The organism is Mesorhizobium sp. NBSH29, assembly GCF_015500055.1.
Classification (GTDB): domain Bacteria; phylum Pseudomonadota; class Alphaproteobacteria; order Rhizobiales; family Rhizobiaceae; genus Neomesorhizobium.
Genome location: NZ_CP045492.1, coordinates 1,428,756 through 1,444,183, shown reverse-complemented (window position 1 = coordinate 1,444,183; position 15,428 = coordinate 1,428,756). Strand labels below are relative to the sequence as shown.

The following is a 15,428-nucleotide window of genomic DNA, read 5'->3' as shown; positions in this document are numbered from 1 at the left end:
CTGTGCCCTAGCTGCGATTGGGCAGCACGCGGTCCGGCGGACGGTGGCCGTCGAACACGGCGCGAATGTTGATGATGACCTTTTCGCCCATCTCGATGCGTCCCTCGATGGTAGCTGAACCCATATGCGGCAGCAGCACCACCTTGCCCTTTGCTGCCAGCTTCAGGAGCTTGGGGTTGATCGCCGGCTCATGTTCGAAGACGTCCAGGCCGGCGCCAGCAAGCTTCCCACTTTGCAGCATCGAGATCAGCGCATCTTCATCGATGATATCGCCGCGTGCGGTGTTGACGACGTAGGCTTGCGGCTGCAGCAGCCCCAGACGGCGTGCCGAAAGCAGATGGAACGTGGCCGGCGTCGACGGGCAATTGACGGAAATGATATCCATCCGCGCCAGCATCTGGTCGAGGCTTTCCCAATAGGTTGCCTCAAGCTGGTCTTCGATGGCAGCCGATACGCGCTTGCGGTTGTGGTAGTGGATTGAGAGACCGAATGCCTTGGCACGACGCGCCACAGCTGTTCCGATACGCCCCATACCCACAATGCCGAGCCGTTTTCCCCATATTCTGTGTCCGAGCATCCAGGTTGGCGACCAGCCCGCCCATTTGCCGTCGGCGCGCAATACATTGGCGCCTTCGGTCAGGCGGCGCGGTACTGTCAGCATCAGCCCCATCGTCATGTCGGCTGTATCTTCAGTCAGGACGTTTGGTGTGTTGGTGACGGTGATGCCCTTTGCGGCGGCTGCCGCCACATCGACGTGATCGATACCATTGCCGAAGCTGGCGATCAGTTTGAGGTTGGGGCCGGCCTGAGCGATCAACGCTGCGTCGATACGGTCAGTGATGGTTGGAACGAGCACGTCAGCCTGCTGAACCGCCGAAACCAGTTCGGGTTGGGTCATCGGGCAATCCTCGATGACCAGACGGGCATCGAACAATTCGCGCATCCGTGTTTCAACCTGATCGGGCAACTTGCGCGTCAACACCACAAGCGGCTTTTTCCTACCGGTCATTGTTTCCTCGAATTCGGGTCCTGTTGAGACCTCTTTAACCAAGACAGGAGAGACTTGTAACCGTCACCTGCCTCCCCGCTCCCATCTAACAAGCGGCGCGGCCGATGACAAAGAAAAAGGGAATTGTGGCCGACCCCGGTTTTTAGGTCCCATAGCCAGTAAAGGAAAGACAGTGTCAGGTTTGTTGCCGCTTTGCAGACGTCTTGGAGCATCGCTGCTGTGCGCTGTCTTTATGCTGCACCCATCCGCCGGGTTCAGTGCGTCGCCTTCGTCGGAAACCGGCGTAACGCGCGGTCCAAGCGGACTGCCGCTTCCCCGCTTCGTCAGCCTGAAATCCGGGCGTGCAAACTCACGGGTCGGGCCGGGAATCAACTATGCAGTCGACTGGATGTATCTCAAGTCAGGCTTGCCAATGGAAATTCTGCAGGAGTACGACAACTGGCGTCGCGTCCGAGATTCAGACGGTGCTGAAGGCTGGATCAACCAGCAATTGCTGTCAGGTCGCCGCACCGCAATCATTGCGCCCTGGCAGAGAGGCAAGCAATCACAGATTTCGCTGCTGGCGGAGCCAAACAACGGCGCTAGCCCGGTTGCCAAGCTTGAGCCCGGCGTGATCGGCGAAATTCGCATCTGCAATGGCGAATGGTGCGAAATGAAATTTGGCGGTCAAACGGGCTGGATCGGTCAATCGCTGGTCTGGGGTGCCTACCCCGGCGAGACCGTAAAGAATTAGCGCTTCGGCCTCAGCCGGACGATGATGTCGACATTCGCGATTTCCATACCTTCCGGCGGATCGGGAAGGTTCATCACCTTCACCGGCCCCGAATCGATGTCAAACACGGTGTTTTCGCCCTCGATAAAGAAATGGTGATGGTCGCTGGTGTTGGTGTCGAAGTAGGTTTTCGACCCCTCTACAGCCAGTATGCGCAGGAGACCGGCGTCGGTAAACTGGTGCAGCGTATTGTAGACGGTCGCCAGAGATACCGGCACGCCGGCGCCTTGCGCCTCCTCGTGCAGTTCCTCGGCGGACAGATGGCGGTCACCCTTGGCAAACAACAGGTCTGCCAGAGCCAGGCGCTGACGCGTCGGACGCAGACCCGCCTCACGCACCCGCTTGTCTACCGCCATGGTGTTGGTTGATTTTTCGCTCACCAGCCTACTTTCCGGGGACGTTCGCGTCCATCAGCGCGGTTTGCGCGCGCCTGCCATTCCTCCTGACATATATTCGGTCGCGCCCATGCGATCAATAGCGGCACATTGACCATAATCGGCGGGCACGATAAGCGCTGTCGACGGTTTCCGAGCGGAAACAGTCTGTGCTAGAAACCTGCAACACGATTGCGGGCAGCGACCAAGAGGTAGGAACAATTGATGGCTGAACAGAAATCCAGCTACGGCTATGAGGACCTTCTGGCATGCGCCCGCGGCGAGCTTTTCGGCCCCGGCAATGCGCAGCTCCCGGCCCCGCCGATGCTGATGTTCGACCGCATCACCGATATATCCCAGACAGGCGGTGCGTTCGACAAGGGTTACATTCGCGCCGAATTCGATATCCGACCCGACCTGTGGTTCTTCCCCTGTCACTTCATCGGCAATCCGGTCATGCCCGGCTGCCTTGGCCTTGACGCCATGTGGCAACTCACCGGCTTTTATCTCGGCTGGCTGGGCGAGCCCGGCAAGGGCATGGCCCTGTCGACCGGCGAAGTAAAATTCAAGGGCATGGTCACGCCGTCGGTCAAGAAGGTCGAATACGGCATAGATTTCAAGCGCGTGATGCGCGGCCGGCTGGTTCTGGGCATTGCCGATGGCTGGCTGAAGGCCGATGGCGAACAGATCTATACCGCAACTGACCTGAAGGTCGGGCTGGCCAAGCAGGCAAGCTGACCTCTCAAGGCCGCGCAGCCCTGAATAGTATCCAAGGAGACTTCAATGAGACGCGTCGTCGTTACAGGACTGGGGATCGTTTCTTCCATCGGCAATAATGCAGACGAAGTCACCGCTTCTCTGCGCGATGCCAAATCGGGTATCACCTTTTCGGATGAGTTTGCCGATCACGGCTTTCGCTGCCAGGTGTGGGGGGCGCCGACGCTTGACCCGGCTCCGCTGATCGACCGGCGTGCCATGCGTTTCCTCTCTAAGGGAGCTGCGTGGAACCATGTCGCCATGGACCAGGCGATTGCCGATGCCGGCCTTGAAGAAGGCGACATCACCAATGAGCGCACCGGCATCATCATGGGCTCGGGCGGGCCATCGACCAAAACCATCGTCGAAGCTGCCGAAATCACCATGAAGAACACCAGCCCGAAGCGCATCGGGCCGTTTGCGGTGCCGAAAGCCATGTCCTCCACGGCATCGGCCACGCTCGCCACCTGGTTCAAGATCCACGGCGTCAACTACTCCATCTCGTCGGCCTGTTCGACTTCGGCGCATTGCATCGGCAATGCCGCGGAAATGATCCAGTGGGGCAAGCAGGACGTCATGTTTGCCGGCGGGCACGAAGATCTCGACTGGACCATGTCGGACCTATTTGACGCAATGGGCGCGATGTCGTCAAAATTCAACGACACGCCATCGGTCGCCTCACGCGCCTATGACGTCAATCGCGATGGCTTTGTCATCGCGGGCGGCGCTGGCGTGCTGGTGCTGGAAGAACTCGAACATGCCAAGGCACGCGGCGCAAAAATCTATTGCGAGCTGACAGGTTACGGCGCCACTTCCGATGGCTATGACATGGTTGCGCCTTCGGGCGAAGGTGCCATCCGCTGCATGCGCCAGGCGCTGTCGACCGTGAAGGGCGATGTCGACTACATCAACACGCATGGCACCTCGACGCCGGTGGGCGATTCCAAGGAAATGGGCGCTATCCGCGAAGTGTTCGGCGAGAAGATGCCGCATATCGCCTCGACCAAATCGCTGACCGGCCATTCGCTCGGCGGCGCCGGTGCGCAGGAGTCTATCTACTCAATCCTGATGATGCAGGCGGGCTTCTTGGGTGAGAGCGCCCATGTCGAGGAGCTCGACCCTGAATTCGAGGGCATGCCTATCCTGCGCAAGCGGATCGACAACGCCAAGATCGACACGGTGCTTTCCAATTCGTTCGGGTTCGGCGGCACCAACGCCACGCTCGTGTTCCAGCGCTATACGGCCTAAGGATTTTTGCCATGGACGGATTGATGAAGGGCAAGCGCGGCCTCATCATGGGGGTCGCGAACGACCATTCCATCGCCTGGGGCATAGCGCGAAAGCTTGCCGAGCACGGCGCTGAAATGGCCTTCACCTATCAGGGCGAAGCCTTTGGGCGCCGCGTCAAGCCGCTGGCCGAGAAGGTCGGTACCTCGCTGGTATTGCCGTGTGACGTGGAAGACAGCGCTTCAGTCGATGCGGTGTTTGAACAGCTCGGAAACGCCTGGGATGGCAAGCTCGACTTTATCGTCCATGCCATCGGCTTTTCCGACAAGAACGAGCTGAAGGGTCTTTACGCCGACACCTCACGCGACAATTTCGTCCGCACCATGGTGATCTCCTGCTACTCATTCACCGAAATCGCCCGCAAGGCGGCGCCGATGATGACCGACGGCGGCTCGATGATTACGCTGACCTATGCCGGCTCGGTGCGCGTGATGCCCAACTACAATGTCATGGGGGTGGCCAAGGCCGGGCTGGAAGCCAGCGTACGCTATCTTGCCAGCGACTACGGACCGCGCGGCATTCGCGTCAACGGTCTTTCGGCCGGACCGGTGCGCACGCTTGCCGGTGCCGGCATCGCCGATGCGCGGCTGATGTATTCGTTCCAGCAACGCAACTCGCCGCTGCGGCGCGCCATCGATCTCGACGATGTCGGCGGTTCGGCGCTCTATCTGTTGTCGGATCTTTCATCCGGCGTCACCGGTGAAATCCACTATGTGGATTCGGGCTATCACGTCGTGTCCATGCCGACGCTGGAAGAGCTGAAACGCACCGACAGCGAGTAGGTTTATCGGCTTGCCGACAGCACCTTGAAGCCGTTCTCGCGGGCGTGCTCGCGGTGACTGCCGAACTGTGCGTTCAGCGTTGTCTCATAGGGCAGGTGCACGTTGGCGACCATCCATAGCTGACCACCACGACGCAGGGCGCCGGCTGCCGTCTTGACCATGTCTTGGCCGATCAAGGGATCTGCGTTGCGCCTGTTGTGGAACGGTGGATTCATGATGATCGCGGCGTATTTTTCCGTCACTGGCTCTGACAGGAGATCGCGCCAGAAGAAGGCAGCTTGAGCGGCTGTCGAGAGGTTTATCCGTGCCGCTTCGAGCGAGGCGAAATCCGCTTCGTGGAGATCGATTGCCTTGATGCCTGGCGCGCGGCGCAGAAGCTCGGCTGAAAGAAAGCCCCACCCGGCACAGAAATCGGCAACGTGACCTGAAAAATCGCTGGGAACCGTCTCCGCCAGCAGGCGTGACCCCTTGTCGACCCGATCATAAGAAAACATTCCGGGTGCTGTTACGAACCGATCTTCCACGCGAACAGGACCGTTGCCCGACCGCAGCGCGTCCAGAAGCGGCTCTATGTCACCATCCCGGCGAAACCAGAATACACCGCCATGATACTTGGCAAGGTTTCCGTCGAGCGGGGTCAGCCCGGCGACACGTTTGCGAAGGCTGGCTATGCCTTCCTCCTTGCCACCGGCAACCAAAATGGTGCCCCCCGGCCGGACCTTTTCCAATGCGTCGGCGATCCGGTTTTCGTTTTCGCCACGATGACGGTTGCACAAAATGAGGGCGCTGTCGAAATCGTCGCCTTCGATTTGCGGGGCGACCTTCAGCCCGGAGGACTGGAGTGCGAGGAAAGCAGGCCGGAAGCCCTGGACGCAGGAAAGCTCAGCTACAAATCCTTCCGGTACCAGGAACCCAGCTTCGGCACCCAGGAACAGGATGCGCGCGCCTGTCTCCGGCAGCGGCAGGTCGCCGGTTTCGAAGGGATGGAACAGCGTCTTCAGGGCGTCGTTGGACATGGTTCGAACTTGTCTGGAAGAATTCAGTTTGGATTCAAAAAAACGGGCGCCGCCTTACAGCAGCGCCCGTTCTGTTTATGCGGCCGAAAGATCAGGCAGCGTCTTCTTCGCCGCCCTTTTCGCGGGCGATTTCCTTGCCGGTTTCCTGGTCGACAACCTTCATCGACAGGCGAACCTTGCCACGCTCGTCAAAGCCCATGAGCTTGACGAAGACCTTCTGGCCTTCCTTGACAACGTCCGAAGTCTTGGCGACCCGGTCATTGGCAAGCTGCGAGATGTGGACGAGGCCGTCCTTGGGGCCGAAGAAGTTCACGAAGGCGCCGAAATCGGCGGTCTTGACGACCGTGCCCTCATAAATTTCACCGATTTCTGGCTCAGCGACGATGGTGTGGATCCACTTCTTGGCCGCCTCGATCTCCTTGGCGTTCGATGAAGCGATCTTGACCGTGCCGTCGTCTTCGATGTTGATCTTGGCGCCGGTCTTTTCCACGATTTCGCGGATGACCTTGCCGCCCGAACCGATCACATCACGGATCTTGTCGGTCGGGATGTTCATCACCTCAATGCGCGGTGCAAACTCACCGAGTTCAGCACGGGCACCCGAAAGCGCCTTGCTCATCTCCTCGAGAATGTGGAGACGACCGTCCTTGGCCTGGCCGAGTGCGACGTTCATGATCTCTTCGGTGATACCGTCGATCTTGATGTCCATCTGCAGCGCGGTGATGCCGTTGGTCGTACCGGCAACCTTGAAGTCCATGTCGCCGAGATGATCTTCGTCGCCGAGGATGTCGGAGAGGACTGCGTAGCGGTCACCTTCCTTGATCAGGCCCATGGCGATACCGGCAACAGGCTTCTGCAGCGGAACGCCGGCATCCATCAGCGCCAGCGAGGTGCCGCAGACAGTGGCCATTGAGGACGAACCGTTGGACTCGGTGATCTCCGAGACGACGCGCAGCGTGTAGGGGAACTGATCGGCGGCAGGAAGCATCGGGCGAATAGAGCGCCAGGCGAGCTTGCCATGGCCGATCTCGCGACGGCCAGGCGAACCCATGCGGCCGGTTTCACCAACCGAGTAGGGAGGGAAGTTGTAGTGAAGGAGGAACTTCTCCTTGTACATGCCGGTCAGCGAATCGACGTACTGCTCGTCTTCGCCGGTGCCCAGCGTGGCAACCACGATGGCCTGTGTTTCGCCGCGGGTGAACAGCGCCGAACCGTGCGTGCGGGGCAGGATGCCAACTTCGGAAACAATGTTGCGGACGGTGGAGAGATCACGGCCATCAATACGCGACTTGGTGTCGAGGATGTTCCAGCGCACGATCTTGGCCTGAAGCTCCTTGAACACGGTCGCGACCTGCTCAGGCTTCCACTTGGCTTCTTCGCCTTCTGCGGGAGCAAAAGCTGCCTTTACCTTCGCCTTGACGATATCAACGGCGGCGTAGCGGGCCTGCTTGTCGGTGTTCTTGTAGGCGTCGCGCAGTTCGCCCTCAACCATCTTCAGCATCTCGGCTTCGAGATCCTCATAGGTTGGTGCGGTGAAATCGCGCGGCTCCTTGGCGGCCACTTCGGCCAGCTTGATGATGGCGTCGATGACGGGCTGGAAACCCTTCTGGCCGAACATTACGGCGCCGAGCATGGTTTCCTCGTCAAGCTCCTTGGCTTCTGATTCAACCATCAGAACCGCTGCGTCGGTGCCCGCGACAATCAGGTCGAGCTTGGATTCCTGCATCTCATCGATATGCGGGTTCAGCACGTAAGAGCCGTTGATATAGCCGACGCGTGCGCCGCCGATCGGGCCCATGAAGGGAACGCCCGAAAGGGTGAGTGCTGCGGACGTCGCGACAATCGACAGGATGTCCGGATCGTTTTCCAGGTCATGCTGCAAGACCGTGATGACGATCTGCGTGTCGTTCTTGTAGCCAGCGGCAAAGAGCGGGCGGATCGGGCGGTCGATGAGACGCGAAACCAGCGTTTCCTTTTCGCTCGGACGGCCTTCACGCTTGAAGTAGCCACCCGGAATCTTTCCGGCGGCGTAGGTCTTTTCCTGGTAATTCACTGTGAGCGGGAAGAAGTCGAGACCCGGCTTCGGCTCTTTCATGGAGACGACGGTGGCCAGAACAACGGTCTCGCCGTAGGTCGCAAGCACTGCGCCATCAGCCTGACGCGCAATCTTGCCGGTTTCCAGAGTAAGGGGCCGACCGGCCCATTCGATTTCCACTTTGTGGTGTTTGAACATGTTGTGTCCTTTATAGGCAGGAAACCCGCGCAGCAGGAGGCCGCGCGATAGTTTCCCAGGCTTCGTTCTCGGACGGGCCACGGGCAAGACAGCGGGAAACTTGTAAATTGATGCCGGCGCATGGCGCCCAAGTGTCCTGCAATCCTGCCCCATGACCAATCCCATGGGCATTCTGCTCCTCTTGATGAGGAACCATTACTCGGCAGGTTTTCACTCTGCCGGTGAACCGCTCGAACGAGCTGGTTCAGAAAAGCAATCGGCGGGTTTCAACGAAGAAACCCGCCGATCAGATAGTTTTAGCGGCGAAGGCCGAGCTTTTCGATCAGTGTCGAATAGCGCGCCTCATCCCTGCCCTTCAGATAATCGAGCAGGCTCCGACGCTGTGACACGAGAGCAAGAAGTCCACGGCGGGAGTGGTTATCCTTTTTGTGGTCCTTGAAGTGCTCGGTCAGGTTCTTGATGCGTTCGGAAAGAATGGCAACCTGAACTTCCGGAGAGCCGGTATCGTTTTTCACGGTTGCGAATTCGGTCATCAACGCCTGTTTGCGTTCGGCAGTAATCGACATCGTGTTTTTCCTTTCTATAAATACAGGAAACGGGACGCCCACAGCCGGGATGTCGTCCAGCAGGGGCCAGTGGACGTGGCCATGTTGGGCCACGTTGCGGCGCATATAAGCGAAAATGCCTTCAAACGCTAGTGCCAATCGGAATCAGGCAAGTGCCGGCGCGGGTTGGTCTCAACCGGCGAAAACACGCTTTGGCTTGAATATCCCGGCTTCCACCGCGCCTATGGCAACCAGCTTGCCGCGGACGGTAGCGCAGGCTTCGTCCGCCTCCACCGGCGCATCGCGCCCGCGGATCACCACCGGGTTGCCAAGCCTGATCTTGGCTGCGGCCTCATCGGTCAGTGCGACCTGCGGCAGGCAGTCGAGCGCAGCGCCGGTGTCGACCAGCAAACCGTCCAGCTTTGCATAGCGTTCACTGATGTCGGGCGCGAAAGGTTGGGGCTCGCCGTCTTCGCTTTTTTGCGGGCGCGGTGGTGCCACAGCTTCCAGTTCGGCCAACGTGACGAAATCTTCGGCGGTGAAAGGCTCGACTTCGGAGCGCCTGAGGAGCGCAACATAGCCATAGCATCCAAGATCCCGGCCCATGTCGCGGGCGAGCGAGCGCACATAGGTGCCCTTGCCGCATTCGACCTCGAAAACTGCGTGGCCTTCAGCCGTCATCTCCACCAGATCAAGGCGATCGATCTCAACCTCGCGGGCTGGAATATCAACCGTCTCGCCCTCACGCGCCAGATCGTAGGCGCGTTGGCCCTCGATCTTGATGGCTGAGAACTGCGGCGGGATTTGCTGGATCACACCGGTATATTTTGGCAGCAGCGCACGGATCGCGGCCTCGTCGGGGCGAATGTCGGAGGTTTTCGTTACCGGGCCTTCCAGATCGTCGGTAGAGCGTTCTTCGCCCCAGGCGACGGTGAACTGATAGACCTTGGTGCCGTCCATGACATAGGGAACTGTTTTTGTGGCTTCGCCAAGCGCGATCGGGAGCATGCCTGATGCGAGCGGATCAAGCGTGCCGGCATGGCCAGCCTTTTCGGCATTGAAAAGCCACTTTATCTTCGAGACGGCATCGGTCGAGCCCATCCCCACCGGCTTGTCGAACACCAGCCAGCCGGATATCGGCCGGCCCTTTTTCTTGCCACGTCGCACTCTAGTCATCCTTGCTGGTATCAGGTTCCAGATCGCGGGCGACTTCAGGCGAGCGCAGCAGCTCATCGATGCGCGCCATATTGTCGAAGCTGGTGTCCAGCCTGAACCGCAATTCCGGCATAAATCGCATCTGGCTAAGCGCGCCGGAGATGCGGCCCCGGATGAATTTTGCGTTTTGCGCAAGCGCCTTGATAATCGCATCGCCCTCGGAAGCACCCACGGGCGTGATGAAGACCGTCGCTATTTTAAGATCGCGCGACATCCGCACCTCGGACACGGAAATGACGGTGCTCGCAATCAAGGGGTCGCGAATTTCGCTGCGGTGAAGCACTTCCGAAAGGGCATGCCGGACCTGCTCGCCCACGCGAAGCATGCGCTGCGAGGGACCAGAAGATGGAGATTTTGCCATGTTCATCGTTCCTGAAATCGTGGCGGGCGGGATCGAACCACGCACCATGTTTCGTTGCTGCGATGGCGGCGAACCCGCCATCGCGAATTGCGGTGTCGCGCCTAGAGCGTACGAGTCACCATCTCGACGCGGAAGCACTCGATGACATCGCCAACGCGCATGTCTTCATAGTTCTGGAACGCCATACCGCATTCCTGGCCGCCTGGCACTTCGGCTACTTCGTCCTTGAAGCGCTTCAATGTTTTCAGCGTGCCTTCGTGGATGACAACGTCGTCGCGGATCAGACGCACGCCTGCGCCACGCTCGACCTTGCCCTCGGTAACGCGGCAACCCGCGACCTTGCCGGTCTTGGTGATGTTGAACACTTCCAGAATTTCGGCATTGCCGATGAAGGTCTCGCGACGCTCCGGCGACAGAAGTCCCGACATCGCCGCTTTCACGTCATCCACCAGATTGTAGATGATGTTGTAGTAGCGGATTTCGAGGCCGACCGCGGCAGCTGCTGCACGGGCCTGCGGGTTTGCACGCACGTTGAAACCGATCAGCGCAGCACCAGAAGTTTCAGCCAACGAGATGTCGCTCTCGGTGATGCCGCCGGCGCCCGAATGGACGATACGGGCGCGCACTTCTTCAGTGCCGAGCTTATCCAGCGCAGCAACGATGGCTTCCACCGAACCCTGCACGTCGCCCTTGATGACGAGCGGGAATTCTTTCAACCCGCTGGCCTGCAACTGGGACATCATCTGTTCGAGTGAACCGCGCTGTCCTACATGCTTTGCAACTGCCTTGTCGTGGGCAAGCCGCTGGCGATATTCGGTGATCTCGCGAGCACGTGCCTCATTGTTGACGACGGCAAAGCGGTCGCCCGCAAGCGGTGTGCCCTGAAGGCCAAGAACCTCAACCGGCATCGCCGGTGGTGCTTCCTTGATCTGCTTGCCAGTGTCGTCGATCAGCGCACGAACGCGGCCCCACTCATTGCCTGCGACAAGAATGTCGCCTGGCATCAGGGTACCCGTCTGGATCAGAACGGTTGCGACCGGGCCACGGCCCTTGTCGAGCTTGGCCTCAATGACCACGCCCTCGGCCGTACGGTCGGGGTTTGCCTTGAGATCGAGCAGTTCGGCCTGCAGCAGCACGGCTTCGAGCAACTTGTCGAGGTTGGTGCCCTTGGTGGCAGATACTTCAACGTCAAGCACCTCACCGCCCATGGATTCCACGAAGACCTCGTGCTGCAGAAGCTGCGTGCGCACCTTCTGGGCGTCGGCCTGCGGCTTGTCGATCTTGTTGATGGCAACAATGATCGGCACATTTGCCGCCTTGGCATGGCTGATCGATTCAATTGTCTGCGGCATCACGCTGTCATCAGCCGCCACAACCAGAATGGCGATGTCGGTAGCTTGTGCACCGCGTGCACGCATGGCGGTGAAGGCCGCGTGGCCGGGTGTATCGATGAAGGTAATCAGCTGGCCGTTCTTTTCGACCTGATAGGCGCCGATGTGCTGGGTGATGCCACCTGCTTCGCCGGCGACAACCTTGGCACTGCGGATTGCGTCGAGCAGCGACGTCTTGCCGTGATCGACGTGACCCATGATCGTAACGACCGGCGGCCGGGATACAAGATCCTCTGAACGGTCGGCAATGTTGAACAGGCCCTCCTCAATGTCGGATTCGGCAACACGACGCACCGTGTGGCCGAATTCCGACGCCACCAGCTCGGCAGTGTCAGCGTCGATCACATCGCCCGGCTTCAGGATCTGGCCCTGCTTCATAAAGTATTTCACCACGTCCACGGCGCGCTCCGACATGCGGGCCGCCAGTTCCTGGATGGTGATGGTTTCCGGCAGAATCACTTCGCGAAGAACTTTCTCGCGCGGCTCATTATGCATTGCGCGCTTGAATTTTTCCTGACGTCGACGCATCGCCGACAGCGAACGCGTGCGCGCCGCGCCGTCTTCCGACGACAGTGCGGTGTTCAGCGTGAGCTTGCCGCGACGGCGGTCCTCCTCGCCCTTCGGCTTGGCCGGGCGGACGATTTCAGGAGCAGCGGGACGACGGATCGGAACACCGAGCGGAAGCCGCTTTGGCTTTTCACCCTCCTCATCACCAGCAGTGCGATCAGCAGCCTGCGGAGAACGGCGACGCGCTTCTTCTTCAGCACGGCGGCTGGCTTCGGCTTCCTTCAACAGGCGAGCTTCTTCCTCGGCCTGCCGGCGCGCGGATTCTTCGCGCTCTGTGCGGCGGCGCTCATCATCCTCAGAACGGCGCTGGGCCTGATCCGCGGCACGCTTGCGGTCTTCGACCTCGCGCACTTTCGACCCTTCCAGCGCGCGGCGGCGGGCATCCATCTCCTCGGTGGAAAGTACGTTCAGGACCAGCCTTTCAGGGGCTTTCTGAGGCTTCGACCTGGGCGTTTCCTGAACAACGGGAGCGGCAACAATCGGCGCCGGAGTTGGTGCGGGCGCGGGTGCCGGGGCTGGTACCGGGGCTGGAGCCGCAGCTTGGACAGGTGCCGGTGCAGGTGAAGGTGCCGGTGCTGGTGCTGGTGCTGGTGCTGCCGCAACAGGTGCGGGCTTCGGCTGGAAGACCGAAGCAGCGGGCGCTGCCTCCACCTTGTCACCGGGCATCGAAAACTTTCGCTTCTTGGTCTCTACAACGACCGCCTTGGTGCGCCCATGCGAAAAGCTCTGCCGAACCGTTCCCTGCTCCATACCGGGACGCTTCAAGGTCAGTGTCTTCTTCGGGGCGACGCTCAGCGTCTTGTCGTCGTCAGATTTGGTATCGCTCATTCCGTATCCTCTGCAGCGGGTGCCGCAACCGTCAGCCGGTTACCCGGGGTACCGCCCCGATATCGGTCAAGCGCAACCATGCGCTTGAGCGCCGCTTTTCCCGCTTCACCAGCGAGAACGGCAGCATGTATCACATTTGTACCCCCGATTGCCAAACCCAATTCGGACTCCGAAAAAAGTTTGTAAGCGGGAGTGTCCGGGCCCTCCATATGGACCACAGCGCGGCGGGCCTGGCTGATCTTCCGGACCCCGTCTTCTGACGCTTCAAAGGCATGAAGCACCGCAAGCGCCTTGCCGGAGCGCACCGAACTTTCGACTTTCGTCGCCCCAAGGCCGATGGCACCTGCTTTGCGCGCCAAACCCAGCGCACCCAAAGCCGCACGCACCAGCAGCCCATCAACCATCAGACCCAGATCAGCAGGTACCACGACCTTGGTCTTGAACGCTCGCTCAAAGTGGCTTTTCAAAGCCGCCCGATCAACCATTTCGCGATTGGCTGTAACCCAGCAACCGCGACCCGGGAGCTTTCGCCTCAGATCAGGAACGACGGATGCATCCGGGCCAACAACGAAACGGATCAGATCATCCGGCTCGGCGGCCTGGCGCTTCACTATACATGTGCGCTCGATTGCTTCTTTCAAGTGGGTCTCCGTTCCGGCACCCGCTCACGTCACGCATCGCTGGTTTCTTCGACGGTCTCTTCTTCCTCGGCGACCACCTCGTCTGCCGTGATCCAGCCTGCCTTGAGGCGTGCAGCAAGAACCATCTGCTCGGCATCGGCGCGCGACACAGCGTGGTCTGCCAGGACGCCCGGGAAGTTCTGGGTCTCGCCGTCCTTGCGCTCTTTCCAGCCGACAAGATCATCGACCGCATAACCGGCGAAATCTTCGACGGTCTTTACGCCGTCCTGACCTAGCGTCACCATCATCGCGGTGGTGATGCCGGCAATTTCGCGCAGTTCATCGGCCACGCCGAGTTCGGTACGCTTGGCGTCGTGCTCATTTTCAATCCGCTCGAGATATTCACGGGCGCGCGCCTGGATCTCGCTGCCAGTGTCTTCGTCGAAGCCGTCGATCGTAGCAATCTCGTCGGCATTCACGAAGGCTACTTCCTCAACGCTGGTAAAGCCCTCCGAAGCAAGGACCTGGCCGACCATCTCGTCGACATTCAGCGCTTCCATGAACAGGGTCGAGCGCTCGACGAATTCTTTCTGGCGGCGCTGCGATTCTTCTTCTTCCGTCAAGATGTCGATGTCCCAGCCGGTCAGCTGCGAGGCAAGGCGGACGTTCTGACCGCGACGGCCGATGGCCAGCGAAAGCTGGTCGTCAGGGACCACAACCTCGATACGCTCGGCGTCCTCATCCAGAACCACCTTCGCGACTTCAGCGGGCTGAAGTGCGTTGACGATGAAGGAAGCAGCATCCTGCGACCAGGGAATGATGTCGATCTTTTCGCCCTGCAATTCGCCGACCACGGCCTGAACGCGCGAACCACGCATACCGACGCAGGCGCCGACAGGATCGATCGAGCTGTCACGCGAGATGACGGCAATCTTGGCGCGGGAGCCAGGATCGCGGGCGACCGACTTGATCTCAATAATGCCGTCGTAGATTTCGGGCACTTCCATGGTGAAAAGTTTGGCCATGAACTGCGGATGGGTGCGCGACATGAAAATCTGCGGGCCGCGCTGTTCGCGGCGCACGTCGTAGACATAGGCGCGGACACGGTCGCCATATTTGTAGTTTTCGCGCGGGATCAGTTCGTCGCGGCGGATGATGGCTTCACCTCGACCGAGGTCGACGATCACATTGCCATATTCAACGCGCTTGACGGTGCCGTTGACGATCTCGCCGATGCGGTCCTTGTATTCGTCAAACTGACGGTCGCGCTCGGCTTCGCGCACTTTCTGCACGATGACCTGCTTGGCGGACTGGGCTGCGATGCGGCCGAAATCCATCGGCGGCAGCTGCTCGGCGATGAAATCACCAACCTGCGCATCAGGGTTGCGCTCGCGCGCTGTGGAGAGCGCGATCTGGCGGGCATAGTCCTCGACCGCGTCGACGACTTCCATCAGGCGCTGCAGCTTCATCTCGCCGGTGTTCGGGTTGATGTCTGCGCGAATGTTGGTCTCCTGACCGTAACGCGAGCGCGCTGCCTTCTGGATAGCGTCGGCCATTGCCGCGATGACAATTTCCTTGTCGATCGACTTTTCGCGCGCAACCGCGTCTGCGATCTGCAAGAGCTCCAGCCTGTTTGCACTGACTGCCATGGTTCTCTCCTTGAGAAACCCGC

Annotated in this window: 14 protein-coding genes; 4 read left to right on the top strand and 10 right to left on the bottom strand. The window is 60.0% G+C overall.

What is annotated here, in order from left to right; translation table 11 throughout:
• Positions 1-7: 7 nt before the first annotated feature.
• Positions 8-1,009, bottom strand: coding sequence for a 2-hydroxyacid dehydrogenase (locus GA830_RS07160; protein ID WP_195164364.1), 1,002 nt, complete (start codon positions 1,007-1,009; stop codon positions 8-10).
• A gap of 232 nt (positions 1,010-1,241) precedes the next feature.
• On the opposite strand from GA830_RS07160, the gene GA830_RS07155 reads away from it, so the two are divergent.
• Positions 1,242-1,742, top strand: coding sequence for an SH3 domain-containing protein (locus tag GA830_RS07155; protein WP_195164363.1), 501 nt, complete (start codon positions 1,242-1,244; stop codon positions 1,740-1,742).
• Here the strand turns inward: GA830_RS07155 and irrA are convergent.
• Complete coding sequence (gene irrA / locus GA830_RS07150; RefSeq protein ID WP_195164828.1) at positions 1,739-2,137, bottom strand: iron response transcriptional regulator IrrA; 399 nt, start codon at positions 2,135-2,137, stop codon at positions 1,739-1,741. The genes GA830_RS07155 and irrA overlap by 4 nt on opposite strands.
• 243 nt (positions 2,138-2,380) lie before the next feature.
• On the opposite strand from irrA, the gene fabA reads away from it, so the two are divergent.
• From fabA to fabI, 3 genes are read left to right on the top strand one after another with little or no spacing between them, the layout of a single operon-like run.
• Entirely contained in the window at positions 2,381-2,893 is a 513-nt protein-coding gene (gene fabA / locus GA830_RS07145; protein WP_195164362.1) for a 3-hydroxyacyl-[acyl-carrier-protein] dehydratase FabA, read from the top strand.
• 45 nt (positions 2,894-2,938) lie between these two features.
• Positions 2,939-4,159, top strand: a complete 1,221-nt coding sequence (gene fabB, locus GA830_RS07140; RefSeq protein WP_195164361.1) for a beta-ketoacyl-ACP synthase I — start codon at positions 2,939-2,941, stop codon at positions 4,157-4,159.
• A gap of 11 nt (positions 4,160-4,170) precedes the next feature.
• Complete coding sequence (gene fabI, locus GA830_RS07135; protein WP_195164360.1) at positions 4,171-4,980, top strand: enoyl-ACP reductase FabI; 810 nt, start codon at positions 4,171-4,173, stop codon at positions 4,978-4,980.
• A 2-nt stretch (positions 4,981-4,982) separates the two neighbouring features.
• On the opposite strand, the gene GA830_RS07130 is transcribed toward fabI, so the two are convergent.
• The 8 genes from GA830_RS07130 to nusA all read right to left on the bottom strand — a co-directional run bounded on the left by GA830_RS07130 (position 4,983) and on the right by nusA (position 15,405).
• Positions 4,983-5,996, bottom strand: a complete 1,014-nt coding sequence (locus GA830_RS07130) for a class I SAM-dependent methyltransferase (RefSeq protein WP_195164359.1) — start codon at positions 5,994-5,996, stop codon at positions 4,983-4,985.
• Between the two features lie 91 nt (positions 5,997-6,087).
• The gene (gene pnp, locus GA830_RS07125; protein WP_195164358.1) at positions 6,088-8,229 is read right to left on the bottom strand and encodes a polyribonucleotide nucleotidyltransferase; all 2,142 of its coding nucleotides are present in this window, start codon (positions 8,227-8,229) and stop codon (positions 6,088-6,090) included.
• A 296-nt stretch (positions 8,230-8,525) separates the two neighbouring features.
• Positions 8,526-8,795 (bottom strand): 30S ribosomal protein S15, encoded by a 270-nt coding sequence (gene rpsO, locus GA830_RS07120; protein ID WP_195164357.1) that lies wholly within the window; start codon positions 8,793-8,795, stop codon positions 8,526-8,528.
• Between the two features lie 171 nt (positions 8,796-8,966).
• The gene (truB, locus tag GA830_RS07115) at positions 8,967-9,941 is read right to left on the bottom strand and encodes a tRNA pseudouridine(55) synthase TruB (RefSeq protein ID WP_258045584.1); all 975 of its coding nucleotides are present in this window, start codon (positions 9,939-9,941) and stop codon (positions 8,967-8,969) included.
• Position 9,942: 1 nt separating this feature from the next.
• On the bottom strand, positions 9,943-10,350 hold the full coding sequence (gene rbfA, locus GA830_RS07110; protein WP_195164355.1) for a 30S ribosome-binding factor RbfA: 408 nt from the start codon (positions 10,348-10,350) through the stop codon (positions 9,943-9,945).
• A gap of 101 nt (positions 10,351-10,451) precedes the next feature.
• Positions 10,452-13,136 (bottom strand): translation initiation factor IF-2, encoded by a 2,685-nt coding sequence (infB, locus tag GA830_RS07105; RefSeq protein WP_195164354.1) that lies wholly within the window; start codon positions 13,134-13,136, stop codon positions 10,452-10,454.
• The gene (locus GA830_RS07100; protein WP_195164353.1) at positions 13,133-13,777 is read right to left on the bottom strand and encodes an RNA-binding protein; all 645 of its coding nucleotides are present in this window, start codon (positions 13,775-13,777) and stop codon (positions 13,133-13,135) included. Before GA830_RS07100 ends, infB begins: the two co-directional genes overlap by 4 nt.
• 29 nt (positions 13,778-13,806) lie before the next feature.
• The gene (gene nusA / locus GA830_RS07095; RefSeq protein ID WP_195164352.1) at positions 13,807-15,405 is read right to left on the bottom strand and encodes a transcription termination factor NusA; all 1,599 of its coding nucleotides are present in this window, start codon (positions 15,403-15,405) and stop codon (positions 13,807-13,809) included.
• Between the last annotated feature and the right edge of the window lie 23 nt (positions 15,406-15,428).

Excerpts from the sequence above, each read along its gene's own strand:
- nusA (WP_195164352.1), bottom strand. The coding sequence starts at position 15,405 with ATGGCAGTCAGTGCAAACAGGCTGGAGCTCTTGCAGATCGCAGACGCG.
- GA830_RS07130 (WP_195164359.1), bottom strand. The coding sequence starts at position 5,996 with ATGTCCAACGACGCCCTGAAGACGCTGTTCCATCCCTTCGAAACCGGC.
- pnp (WP_195164358.1), bottom strand. The coding sequence starts at position 8,229 with ATGTTCAAACACCACAAAGTGGAAATCGAATGGGCCGGTCGGCCCCTT.
- GA830_RS07155 (WP_195164363.1), top strand. The coding sequence starts at position 1,242 with ATGCTGCACCCATCCGCCGGGTTCAGTGCGTCGCCTTCGTCGGAAACC.
- GA830_RS07160 (WP_195164364.1), bottom strand. The coding sequence starts at position 1,009 with ATGACCGGTAGGAAAAAGCCGCTTGTGGTGTTGACGCGCAAGTTGCCC.
- infB (WP_195164354.1), bottom strand. The coding sequence starts at position 13,136 with ATGAGCGATACCAAATCTGACGACGACAAGACGCTGAGCGTCGCCCCG.
- rpsO (WP_195164357.1), bottom strand. The coding sequence starts at position 8,795 with ATGTCGATTACTGCCGAACGCAAACAGGCGTTGATGACCGAATTCGCA.
- fabA (WP_195164362.1), top strand. The coding sequence starts at position 2,381 with ATGGCTGAACAGAAATCCAGCTACGGCTATGAGGACCTTCTGGCATGC.
- irrA (WP_195164828.1), bottom strand. The coding sequence starts at position 2,137 with ATGGCGGTAGACAAGCGGGTGCGTGAGGCGGGTCTGCGTCCGACGCGT.
- fabI (WP_195164360.1), top strand. The coding sequence starts at position 4,171 with ATGGACGGATTGATGAAGGGCAAGCGCGGCCTCATCATGGGGGTCGCG.
- rbfA (WP_195164355.1), bottom strand. The coding sequence starts at position 10,350 with ATGGCAAAATCTCCATCTTCTGGTCCCTCGCAGCGCATGCTTCGCGTG.
- fabB (WP_195164361.1), top strand. The coding sequence starts at position 2,939 with ATGAGACGCGTCGTCGTTACAGGACTGGGGATCGTTTCTTCCATCGGC.